This window comes from Carnobacterium iners, assembly GCF_900177385.1.
Taxonomy (GTDB): Bacteria; Bacillota; Bacilli; order Lactobacillales; family Carnobacteriaceae; genus Carnobacterium_A; species Carnobacterium_A iners.
Genome location: NZ_FXBJ01000002.1, coordinates 123,581 through 135,289 on the forward strand (window position 1 = coordinate 123,581; position 11,709 = coordinate 135,289).

General features: G+C 36.9%; 9 protein-coding genes, 1 pseudogene and 1 riboswitch. All 10 genes and pseudogenes read right to left on the reverse strand.

From position 1 onward, the window contains the following. Positions 1–251: 251 nt before the first annotated feature. The 10 genes and pseudogenes from B9Y54_RS00795 to B9Y54_RS00840 all read right to left on the reverse strand — a co-directional run bounded on the left by B9Y54_RS00795 (position 252) and on the right by B9Y54_RS00840 (position 11,694). Entirely contained in the window at positions 252–953 is a 702-nt protein-coding gene (locus B9Y54_RS00795; RefSeq protein ID WP_085558539.1) for a thiamine phosphate synthase, read from the reverse strand. A gap of 74 nt (positions 954–1,027) precedes the next feature. Further along, on the reverse strand, positions 1,028–1,864 hold the full coding sequence (thiM, locus tag B9Y54_RS00800) for a hydroxyethylthiazole kinase (protein WP_085558540.1): 837 nt from the start codon (positions 1,862–1,864) through the stop codon (positions 1,028–1,030). 1,172 nt (positions 1,865–3,036) lie between these two features. Further along, complete coding sequence (locus B9Y54_RS12415; RefSeq protein WP_200805339.1) at positions 3,037–3,189, reverse strand: hypothetical protein; 153 nt, start codon at positions 3,187–3,189, stop codon at positions 3,037–3,039. Between the two features lie 218 nt (positions 3,190–3,407). Then, a riboswitch (TPP riboswitch) is annotated at positions 3,408–3,512 on the reverse strand. Positions 3,513–4,039: 527 nt separating this feature from the next. Continuing rightward, complete coding sequence (gene ltrA / locus B9Y54_RS00810) at positions 4,040–5,323, reverse strand: group II intron reverse transcriptase/maturase (protein WP_085558541.1); 1,284 nt, start codon at positions 5,321–5,323, stop codon at positions 4,040–4,042. A gap of 475 nt (positions 5,324–5,798) precedes the next feature. Beyond that, on the reverse strand, positions 5,799–7,367 hold the full coding sequence (tnpC, locus tag B9Y54_RS00815) for an IS66 family transposase (protein WP_085560468.1): 1,569 nt from the start codon (positions 7,365–7,367) through the stop codon (positions 5,799–5,801). 107 nt (positions 7,368–7,474) lie between these two features. Beyond that, a complete protein-coding gene (gene tnpB / locus B9Y54_RS00820; RefSeq protein WP_085558542.1) occupies positions 7,475–7,831 on the reverse strand; it encodes an IS66 family insertion sequence element accessory protein TnpB in 357 nt (118 codons plus the stop codon). A 1-nt stretch (position 7,832) separates the two neighbouring features. Continuing rightward, positions 7,833–8,030 (reverse strand): hypothetical protein, encoded by a 198-nt coding sequence (locus tag B9Y54_RS00825; RefSeq protein WP_085558543.1) that lies wholly within the window; start codon positions 8,028–8,030, stop codon positions 7,833–7,835. A gap of 233 nt (positions 8,031–8,263) precedes the next feature. Next, positions 8,264–9,547, reverse strand: a pseudogene (gene ltrA, locus B9Y54_RS00830) (group II intron reverse transcriptase/maturase). Positions 9,548–10,150: 603 nt separating this feature from the next. Continuing rightward, positions 10,151–11,329 (reverse strand): SulP family inorganic anion transporter, encoded by a 1,179-nt coding sequence (locus B9Y54_RS00835; protein WP_143062510.1) that lies wholly within the window; start codon positions 11,327–11,329, stop codon positions 10,151–10,153. Further along, positions 11,242–11,694 carry a hypothetical protein gene (locus B9Y54_RS00840; protein WP_085558545.1) on the reverse strand — a complete coding sequence of 151 codons (453 nt, stop codon included), beginning with the start codon at positions 11,692–11,694 and terminating at the stop codon, positions 11,242–11,244. Before B9Y54_RS00840 ends, B9Y54_RS00835 begins: the two co-directional genes overlap by 88 nt. Between the last annotated feature and the right edge of the window lie 15 nt (positions 11,695–11,709).

Genomic DNA, 11,709 nt, shown 5'->3' on the forward strand with positions numbered 1-11,709 from the left:
GCCATCTCTACATTTAGAAGATAGCTATCATTTGAAAACTCAGTACTATTTATCATAGTCATAGAACATAATGTTTTACTAACATTTTTTCTGTTTCTATGCCCATCCTTTTCAAATATATCTAAACGACTTTATCCCAAATTGACATAGAGTCTAGTGTAGTACCATCTATATCAAAGATTACTCCTTCAATCATAATCTTGTCGCTCCCGAATATAAATATCATAATAGCTTAGTTTATCGCTTTTTAGTTAGATTTTGTGAACCTTCCAAGCATCCACAAGCTCAGCAGATGCAGACTTTGGATCATCTGCCTTAGTCACAGCTGATACGACAAAGAAACCTTCAACACCCGTTTGCGCCAGTTGAGGTATATCTTGAAGCTTTACTCCTCCGCCTACAACAACCGGGATTGAACTAAGTTTAGCAAGCTTAGCAATCTCTTCAAAACTTCTGGTAAGTACTTTCCCGTTCGTATCTAATCCACAGTCTGGTTTGGTAAGTGTTTCATGTAGCGGTCCAACACCAAAGTAATCCAACAGAGAAGCATCTGCTGTTTTGATATACTCAAACAGTTCAGTAGTTCTAGCTGATAAACCGATGATTGAGTCTTCCCCCAAGTATTCACGGCAAACTTTTACAGGGATATCCGATTGTCCGACATGAATCCCATCAACTTTTATTCCTTCTTTTCTTGCGGCCAATATGACATCTAGTCGGTCATTTACCACAAGTGCAACATAATGGGACTTGCCAACTTCTGCAATTGCATCTGCAGCTTCACGAGTCAGCTGAATCAACTCGCGGGCAGATGCAACTTTGGAACGAACCTGTACGAATGTAAAGCCAGCTTCAACTGCCTCTTTGATTATTATGCCAACAGATCGGCCTTTTGTATTCTCTGGGCCTATAACTAAATATGCTGAAATATCAACTCTTTTTCTAATGTCCATTTTTTTCCTCCTACGTGTATTAGTAATATTATCACTTTTTAATTTTAGATTTGCAGTTATACCTAGCATGTGAATTAGACTTCCGTAAGCTCAAATGGATTGTTGGCTATATCGTCTGCTGTTGCTTTATACAATTCATCAAGAAATTGAATCTGAAAACTTGCTGGACCATCTACTTTATCTCCGGCTCGCTTTCCAGCTATATTGTATACTGCAGTAGCAGTAAGAGCAGCAATAAAAGGCGAAGTAGCGGTTGCATAAATAGCAACAACACCACCCAAGGAGCAACCTGCTCCTGTAATTTTCTCCATAAAATGGGATCCTCCAGAAGAACGAGCTATGATGGAACCATCGGTTATTAAATCGGTTTCGCCAGAGACCGCAACTGCACCACCTGTCCACTTAGCCAATGCCACAGCTGCATCCTTTGCGGCACTTACTGAGTCCGTAGAATCAACGCCACGAGTATTAGATACTTTCTCTCCACCGTCCAATCCCCACTGCCCAGCCAAAGCAATAATTTCTGAAGCATTCCCCCTGATTATATTGGGTTTATACTCTTTGAACTCTTGTAACAATTGGTTTCTAAGGCTACCAATTCCAATTGCAACTGGATCTAGAACCCAAGGTTTGCCCAGACTACGTATAACTTTTGCTGTTCGTAGTAAAGTTTCCTCATAAATCGGAAGAAAGGTACCAGTGTTTATATATGTGGCTCCAGCGGCTTTCGCTAAAAACTCCCCCTCATCAGGCAGATAGACCATAGCAGCAGATCCTCCGACGGCAAGTTGCGCATTTGCTACAAAATTAATAGTGACACTGTTAGTAATTGATCCTGCCATAGGGTTAGTCTGTTTGACAGTTTTAACTGCTTGAATCATCTGATTTTTAATATCTTTCTTATTTATCATTTCACATTATTCCTTTCCTTACTATTCTATGGATGTAGTTTGTATAGAATGCGATTCCTTGTGTTTTTTGTATATATTATTCATAACTCATGTCCCAAAATTTCATTCCGTATTCAAATTCTAGCATATAGTCTAGAAGCTTTTTAACTTCTACACATTCATCCCTTCTGGAGTAAATTGTCAGAAAAAGATTATACCTGGTGATATACTAAATGAAACTAAAGTAAATCCTCCAAATATTAATTTCAAGTTTATATTGGTGCCAGTTATTGCTGTAAGTTCAATTGCCATTATTCCTTCAAAAAAATCTAAAGGTATCTGTAATGAAAAAAAGAGGATTCACATTAACCCAGTATTTTATTTCTCCCAACAATTTTATTTACTATAATACATATAATAAAGATGATTATCATGACCGGTAAGGTATTACCAATCGGAGTATCTATTTTCATAAATAGGCGATATAGTGTTAAACCTACTAACTATACGATAAGATTACTTCTGTCAAAATTTAATAAAGTACTATCCATCTTTAATATAAAATAGTGGGCAATCAGAATGGCAATCACCGGAGCAAAGATTGAGCCGATGAAATACAAAAAATTCTCGAACTAAGATACAGGAAACAACATTGCAAGCACTGTACCCATAACGCACATAATAACAGCTGCTACCTTCTGATTTATTCTTTTTGATATACTGACTGAACTAACACCGGCTGAGTAAACATCAAGAAATGTCGTAGTAGCAGTGGAAAGAATGGTAACGATCAATCCGGTAATACTAAGTCTTGCTGAGAACATGGTTTTTACAATATCGTTCTATCCAGCAAATAATGCAGTATCCAGATTCAGGCCGATAACATATATCCAATAGCTCATAAAAAAATACGTGACCGAACTTGCCAGAGTAACCTTATGCTTCTTTTTCGCCATTCTAGTATAATCTGAAATTAAAGGTAGCCAAGATAGTGGCATAGCTACTGATAGTTCGACTGCTACACCAAAACTCAATCCACCTGCAGAAGTAGTGCTGAGATCACCACTGAACACTACAATACTAATCAAAATTGGAAGAACAAAAAATCTGCTGATCGCAACAATATTTATCTTTCCAAGACTTCTAATTCCATTGAAAATCCAAATAATAATGAGAACTCCAATAATAAGTGATCAAACCCAGGTACCACCAACACTTAATACCGCGTTTGCTGCGATTGCTCCTGATGCAATCATTACACCAGTCCAACCTACATGCTGCAATACATTAAGTGAAGAAAACAATATAGAGTCTTTTTCTGAAAATGAGATTTCCAAGGTTTTCATCGTAATTTCCCCAGACTTTGCACAAATAATCCCTGCCAAGTGAAGCAATAAAAAATTTTGTTAATATTTCCGCGATTGGTGCTACTGCTCCGGACTAAATAAGCGCATTAGAGAATACACTTGTTTTAATTTGTTCTATTTTAAAACCTCTCTTGCTTTTTTTATTTGAACTGAAAAAAAACGAAAAAAAAGAGAAACACCTGAAGGCATTTCCCGTAAAAGTCTAGCTTATAACTTCCTACGTTGGCATTATCCAAATCAGGTTAAGGGTCGAAGTCGATAACTTCCTCTCAGTCTGCTCACAAACTCCCCTGTTTAATTATGTAATTTTTTATATCATATCATTTATCAATTATTTGTCAAGTTTATAATTGGCTTGGATAGTGTCAACTTCTATTGTTGGGAAAATAAGTTGATACTATCGTAATCACATATTTTCTTTCTCACGCGCATTTCTTCTCTTATAATTGATATCACTAGTGTCGTATAAACATAGTTTGATTGACCCAATTTTTTATTTTTTTGAAAAAAGTCAAAAATATGGAAGAAAACCATTTATTAAAAACAGAATTTGTTTTACGCTTATCCATGAATTAGGTCCTTTTTATTGGTCTTGGATGAGTCATCTGAGTTCAGCATAAAGGACTTTTTTGTCTATTGCAATAATATGAACAAATTCTCGAACCGGATAATGTTTCATGCAACACTAGTAATTTCGTAACCAATAATATTATAGATCAGCTTGTAATAGGAAGATACTTAAAATATGAATCGAGTAGGAGGAGCCTCGCGGCTCCGACCTCTCACACCACCGTACGTACCGTTCGGTATACGGCGGTTCCATTTTATACTAAACATGTATTTTATCGTAATGCTCTACACAAGAGACTAAGCCAAATTGGGCAAGTCTCTTGTTTGTGATAGTCGTTGTTAAAATCCAAGAATAGGCAATACGTACGACACCCTTACTAGTGTGACTATTTTTATAGGCACTGTATTTGTCCATCCCTAATTTTATTAAGTTCTTTCGCCGATTCTTAGCTGTTTTCCATTTATGCCAAATACACATTCTGTGACGGACTCTCAAATGAGAGTCAATTTTCTTTAAAATGCTTTTCATTGAACCTATTTTATAGTCGTTTATCCACCCTCGAATCACTTGCTTCAGTCGTTCCACTTGATATTTCGTATCAATACTCCAATTCTTACGTGTAAGTACTTTAAGTTTATATCGAAAGTTTTCTACTGAGATTTTATGTGGTTTCGCTTGATAGGTTTTCTTATTAAAATCTCGGTAAAAACCAAATCCTAAAAATTTCATTTCTGGATTATTTGGCTTCGTAATCTTAGATTTTGTACTATTGACAATCAATCCTAATTTTTCTTCGATAAATTTTGTAACGGAACGCATCACTCTTCTCGCTGACATTCCACTCTTAACCATAATGATACAATCATCAGCGCAACGAACGAAACGGAGGTTTCGTTTTTCCAGTTCCTTATCAAGTTCATTAAGCATGATATTGCTCAATAGCGGTGAAAGGTTCCCTCCTTGCAGAGTTCCAATGCTAGTATCTTGAATAATCCCATTAACTTGTACTCCACTGACAAGAAATTTACGAATCAGCGAAATTACATCTCTATCGGAGATTATTCTAGAGACTAAATTCATCAATCGGTCATGTTGCACCGTATCAAAGAAACGTTTAAGAACGATATCAACAATCCAGTCATATCCTTCATTGAAGTACACTAACGCCTGATTAATCGCCATTTCAGCTTGCCGGTTTGGTCGAAAACCGTAACTATAGTTACTAATACCTTTATCGAATAAGGGAGTCAATACTTGTGCAATGGCTTGTTGAATCGTACGGTCTTTAACTGTCGGGATTCCTAGTAAACGAACACCACCATTTGGTTTAGAAATCTCCACTCGAAGGACGGGTGAGGTTTGGTAGTTTCTTTGACGAATCTGAGCCATAACTTCTTCTTTGTTTCGAAGAAAATATATTCCTAGCTCATCAATTGTCATGCCGTCCACACCTGCGACACCTTTATTTCGTCTTACTTGTTCGAATGCTACAGTCAAATCCTCTTTATCTAAGATACGCTCAAGGATTTTTCTTTCATACATGTTTGTTATTTCCTTTCCTTCTCGTGAAGTCGGTATCCACTTTCTCGTCTTTTGACCAGCGGTTGATTTCCATAACGATAAAACGGTTCAGCTCTTCGCTCTGTCTAACTTTCACTAGCTGTACTAGCTGACTTCTCCTGTCTCAGGCTTGTATCACTACAAGTTTTTGAAATAAGAATAGGAGACCTCCCTAGTTAAGGTGCGAACTCTTTCTCTCCAACTATCTGCCATATTTACATCACACGATTGATCCATTAGCTATTGGACTTCAGCTTCTTTTGCAACCTTATCCTCATGCACTGCCTCCTATATGATTTCTGTTCGTCAGACCAGAGATTTGCCTCGAGCTTCCTTCAGATTCCACCTCACGGTGGACACCCTTGCTTTTAGCTATATGCTTAGTAAGCGCAAAACGAAACGGTATCTAGCTATGACAAATAACCCTTGCTATAATGTTTTTATATTATAGTGAGGGTTATTTACAATTTTCTTGAACTTCTACACTCCATGGCAATAGCGCTTGAAGTAATTCAGGGTATTCTTTAAATGGTGTATCAGGCAATTCTTCAAATAAATAGTTCAGATATTTAGTTGGATTTAACCCATTTAATTTTGCCGTTTGGATTAAACTATAGACAACACCACTTGCTGTTGCACCCTTGGTGCTGGTAGAAAAATTCCAAGCTTTACGACCAACTACGAATGGACGAATGCTGCGCTCTGCTAGATTATTCGAGAGTTGACATTCCCCATCTTCAAGGTAGTTCATTAAGTAAATCTTTTGATTTTTTGCATACTGCAATGCTTTTCCAAGAATAGAATTTTTTAATGCATTTGTATGCTCTACCCAATTCCAAAACTGATTTAAGAGTGGTATTGCTTTTTCTTTCCGTAGGCTGAGCCTTTCCTCTGGAGAAAGATAAGCAATAGATCGTTCAATCTCAAAAAGTTCATCACAGAAGTTTTTTCCAACCTCAGACTGAGAGTTAGTTTTTGTACTATTTTTTGGAATGCCATCATTAAATTTTCTCCGTAGGTGAGCCCAACACCCGACACGTGTTACATCCGTGACTTTATTATAACCTTCGTATCCATCACAATGCATAAAACCATGATATCCTTCTAAAAACTTACGCGCATTTTCTCCAGCTCGAGTAGGTTTATATTGGTAAAGCGCCATTTGCTCAGAGGCATCTTTACTACTTTGATAAAGCCACATATAGGACTTTGAGGTAGCCGGTTTATTTGGCTCTTTTAAAACCTGCATCGTCGTTTCATCTACATGAATAACTCGTGATTGCAGTAACTGCTTATGTAATAAGTCATATATAGGCTTTAACCATAGGTTAGAAGCTGTGATAACCCAATTTGCCATAGTGGCACGACTCAGTACGATTCCATAATTTTCCCATTCTTTTTCTTGACGATAAAAGGGGATACTCAATTCAAATTTTTGATGCATTAACCAGGCTACTGAACTTGCAGAAGCTAAACTTCTAGGGATAACCGGTGCAGGTGTTGGAGCTTTTACAATAGCATCTGCACCATCTTTCTTACAAGTTGGACACTCATAAGCATAACGCATAATTTTTCTCACCTTCAGGTGAGCAGGAATAAATTCAACTTCTTGTCGAACTTCTTCTTTTCCAATAATGTTTAATTCTGTATTGCACCATTCACAATGGCATTCTTCTTCATGTAATAGACAATTAACATTAACGACTGGAAGTTCTTTTATCATTTTTTCTTTTTGTCCAATTGTCCGTCTTTTTACTTTAAAGTCTTCTAAGTGATTGATTTCAGGTGCTTTTTTATCTTGGTCGATTTCTGCCTCATTAAATAGGTTTAAATCTTCGTCCGTAAATAAGCTCAGTTGGTTTTCAACAGGTGGGATCATTTTAGACTTCTCACTAGAACGACCAAATAATTTTTGAGTAAGTAGCTGCACTTGTTCGGTTAATAATGCCAACTGTTCGGTTAACTGTTTATTTTGTTCATTTGCTAACTCTAGTTTTTTGATCAAGATTTGTTCTAATTCAGTCATTTTCCACACCTGCCTTTCCTTCAATTTGATACTCTTATTATACCAGAAAAAGCATGCAAAAAACAGATAAAATCGTTGTCAAATCAACGATTTTATCTGTTTTTAAGTTAATTAAAATACCCAGGTCTCACTTTCTTTATCGCTTTTGGTTGATCTATTTTCAAACCTTCTAAAAGCCATCTCAGTTCTTGTTGTGTAATCTTTCGGACTTCTTCTATAGTTCGGGGCCATTGGATTACACCATTTTCAAGACGCTTGTAAAGCATTATAAAGCCATCGCCTTCCCAGTAAAGAGCTTTATATTTATTTCGACTTCCACCACAAAATAAAAATAGTCCATTTCCAAAAACGTCCATACTATAGTGGTCTTGTATAATGGACGCGAGTCCATCAATCGATTTACGCATGTCTGTTTTTCCACAAACAATATAAATTTGTTTGACTTTAGAAAAATCGATTAGCATATCATTCTAGCTCCTTTAAAAGGGTATAAAGAATGTATTTATCGATTCCATTGTAAATATAAATATCCCGATTGCTCGTGACATCCCTAATTTTACAGGCTAGTTTGAGATTCTGCGGATTTTTTTTATCAGATTCCTTAGCACTTAAATCCATTTGGTGCAATGAAATAGCTACGATATCTTGTTTTTTATTTATCATTATCATTCCTCCAACTTGTTTGCTATAGAACCAAGTATAGAGTGAAATTAAAGTCTGTTAAAGATATCCGTTCATTTTGCGCTTACTATGCTTACCGCTAATCGGTCGCACTCAGGACTTTCACCTGTTAGAGTTTGCCCATGCTGGGCGAACATCGAGTAGGAGGAGCCTAACGGCTCCGACCTCTCACACCACCGTACGTACCGTTCGGTATACGGCGGTTCCATTTTATACTAAACATGTATTTTATTGTAATGCTCTACACAAGAGACTAAGCCAAATTGGACAAGTCTCTTATTTGTGATAGTCGTTGTTAAAATCCAAGAATAGGCAATACGTACGATACCCTTACTAGTGTGACTATTTTTATAGGCACTGTATTTGTCCATCCCTAATTTTATTAAATTCTTTCGCCAATTCTTAGCTGTTTTTCATTTATGCCAAATACACATTCTGAGACGGACTCTCAAATGAGAGTCAATTTTCTTTAAAATGCTTTTCATTGAACCTATTTTATAGTCGTTTATCCACCCTCGAATCACTTGATTCAGTCGTTCCACTTGATATTTTGTATCAATACTCTAATTCTTACGTGTAAGTACTTTAAGTTTATATCGAAAGTTTTCTACTGAGATTTTATGTGGTTTCGCTTGATAGGTTTTCTTATTAAAATCTCGGTAAAAATCAAATCCTAAAAATTTCATTTCTGGATTATTTGGCTTCGTAATCTTAGATTTTGTACTATTGACAATCAATCCTAATTTTTCTTCGATAAATTTTGTAACGGAACGCATCACTCTTCTCGCTGACATTTCACTCTTAACCATAATGATACAATCATCAGCGTAACGAACGAAACGGAGGTTTCGTTTTTCCAGTTCCTTATCAAGTTCATTAAGCATGATATTGCTCAATAGCGGTGAAAGGTTCCCTCCTTGCGGAGTTCCAATGCTAGTATCTTGAATAATCCCATTAACTTGTACTCCACTGACAAGAAATTTACGAATCAGCGAAATTACATCTCCATCGGAGATTGTTCTAGAGACTAAATTCATCAATCGGTCATGTTGCACCGTATCAAAGAAACGTTCAAGATCGATATCAACAATCCAGTCATATCCTTCATTGAAGTACATTAACGCCTGATTAATCGCCATTTCAGCTTGCCGGTTTGGTCGAAAACCGTAACTATAGTTACTAAAACCTTTATCGAATAAGGGAGTCAATACTTGTGCAATGGTTTGTTGAATCATACGGTCTTTAACTGTCGGGATTCCTAGTAAACGAACACCACCATTTGTTTTAGGAATCTCCACTCGAAGAACGGGTGAGGTTTGGTAGTTTCTTTGACGAATCTAAGCCATAACTTCTTCTTTGTTTCGAAGAAAATATATTCCTAGCTCATCAATTGTCATGCCATCCACACCTGCGATACCTTTATTTCGTCTTACTTGTTCGAATGCTACAGTCAAATTCTCTTTATCTAAGATACGCTCAAGGATTTTCCTTTCATACATGTTTGTTATTTCCTTTCCTTCTCGTGAAGTCGGTATCCACTTTCTCGTCTTTTGACCAGCGGTCTATTTCCTCTTCCAATATTGATTTCCATAACGATAAAACGGTTCAGCCCTTCGCTCTGTCTAACTTTCACTAGCTGTCTTCACTACTACGGCTTCTGCTGACTTCTCCTGTCTCAGGCTTGTATCACTACAAGTTTTTGAAATAAGAACAGAAGACCTCCCCAGTTAAGGTACGAACTCTTTCTCTCCATCTATCTGCCATATCTACATCACACGATTGATACATTAGCTATTGGACTTCAGCTTCTTTTGCAACCTTATCCTCGTGCACTGCCTCCTATATGATTTCTGTTCGTCAGACCAGAGATTTGCCTCGAGCTTCCTTCAGATTCCACCTCACGGTGGACACCCTTGCTTTTAGCTATATGCTTACCGCTAATCGGTCGCACTCAGGACTTTCACCTGTTAGAGTTTGCCCATGCTGGGCGAACAAAAAGACACTTCTATAATTAGAAGTGTCTCAGATATTAGTGAAAGTGTCCTATTTTCATTTATAAATATTCTTTTTATTTCTATATTTAATCCTGTTCATTCTTATTATTATTTCAAACTTTTCACAGTATTTTTCTCATCATCTGAATGGCGATAGAAATGGAAGAATAGTAATCCGGCTGCCATAGACAAGTATCCGATAGCTGTACTCATACCTGTACCAAAACCGATTTGACCCGCATGAATAAATCCAAAGAAGGAAAGTACGGCGGCTACCAAACTATAAATAGCTGCTTTGTTGTATTGTTTTTCAATTAAGAAGATAACAATACTGATCAACATCATAGAAACCAATATATCTGATGATCCAAGAACTCTCCAGCCTTCATAATAAACACCATTATTTTGTAATACATCTAAGCCAACTTCTCCCGCACTCGTGCCTGCAGCTGTTAAAGCATTATTAACTTGTAGAATAACGAAACTAGCAATAAAAGGCATTAAACCTAATATCATTGCAGGTATGTGTTTTGGATCGGCGGTCTTAAAGGCTTGCGTTCCAATAGACATCGCAATATAAATTAAGATTGGCAATAAAGCTACTAAAGGAATAATCGACAACATTAGTGGAAGTAGTCCAACAAAAGCTATCAAAATAATACTGATACCCGTTAAGATAGAATAACCAACACGTGCGCCGGTAGCTTTCCAACCTGGATGTCCGATATAAATAATAGTTGGGTAAGGACTACCTAACATTGCTCCAAAAAGTGTTAATAGAGCTGGAACCAATAAAGATAAAGTAGTAGGATACTCATCTCCATCAGCAGTAGCACTTTCAACGTTATCTAAACTTTCTAAAAAGTCATAAATAGCTAGTGGAATAGCGGCTGCTAAGAAAGGAGACAAGTAAGAAAAGCCATCCATTAAGTGATTTAAAGCAAATGAAGGAGTAGAAAGTGAGAAACCACTAACAGCTGCTTGAACATTCGCAACGTCCATGTAGCCTGTTACCCAAGCTAAGGTCATTCCAATTACGATTGCTAACAGACCCGCAGGAATGTTTCCAGGCAATCTTTTATGAGCAATCCAACCGGCTAAAACAATAACTAGTGTCAATAAACCAATATAAGGAGTAGAATAGACTTCACCCATTGGGTTCATCGCAATATACGTTAACGCAATTCCTGCTAACGAGCCTAATAAAGCACTACGAGGAATATATTTTTGAATATATGGACCAACAAATGCCCAATTGTCATAACCAGACCTTGAACTACGTTCCAAGCTAAAGCTGTTGACCAAGCCAGTACCCAATCACCTGTTTGTGCATGTACAGGTAAAATAATCCCGAATGCGACAATAAAGTAATGAGGAACACTAAGTCCATAAGGTAAAGCTGTTAAATCTGAGCGATTTTCTTTTAACGACTTACGACGTGCTTGTATTCCAAAAATGATGCTTCCAATTCCAATTGACAATGCTGCAGCTGGAACAATATTTCCATAAATAATACTTGATGGCATATTGATAGCTGCTAATAATCCGATTGCTGCTAACAAGTTTGTTAGAACATTACTAAATAAACCAAAGAATCCATTTGCGTCCCCTTTAACAAACCAGGGAGTACCTGTTGATTTTTCTTTCATCATTATTCTCCTCCATTT

What these genes read in the sequence shown, in the direction of transcription:
- B9Y54_RS00795 (WP_085558539.1), bottom strand. Translation starts at nt 953, where the DNA reads ATGGACATTAGAAAAAGAGTTGATATTTCAGCATATTTAGTTATAGGC.
- thiM (WP_085558540.1), bottom strand. Translation starts at nt 1,864, where the DNA reads ATGATAAATAAGAAAGATATTAAAAATCAGATGATTCAAGCAGTTAAA.
- B9Y54_RS12415 (WP_200805339.1), bottom strand. Translation starts at nt 3,189, where the DNA reads ATGAAAACCTTGGAAATCTCATTTTCAGAAAAAGACTCTATATTGTTT.
- ltrA (WP_085558541.1), bottom strand. Translation starts at nt 5,323, where the DNA reads ATGTATGAAAGAAAAATCCTTGAGCGTATCTTAGATAAAGAGGATTTG.
- tnpC (WP_085560468.1), bottom strand. Translation starts at nt 7,367, where the DNA reads ATGACTGAATTAGAACAAATCTTGATCAAAAAACTAGAGTTAGCAAAT.
- tnpB (WP_085558542.1), bottom strand. Translation starts at nt 7,831, where the DNA reads ATGCTAATCGATTTTTCTAAAGTCAAACAAATTTATATTGTTTGTGGA.
- B9Y54_RS00825 (WP_085558543.1), bottom strand. Translation starts at nt 8,030, where the DNA reads ATGATAAATAAAAAACAAGATATCGTAGCTATTTCATTGCACCAAATG.
- B9Y54_RS00840 (WP_085558545.1), bottom strand. Translation starts at nt 11,694, where the DNA reads ATGATGAAAGAAAAATCAACAGGTACTCCCTGGTTTGTTAAAGGGGAC.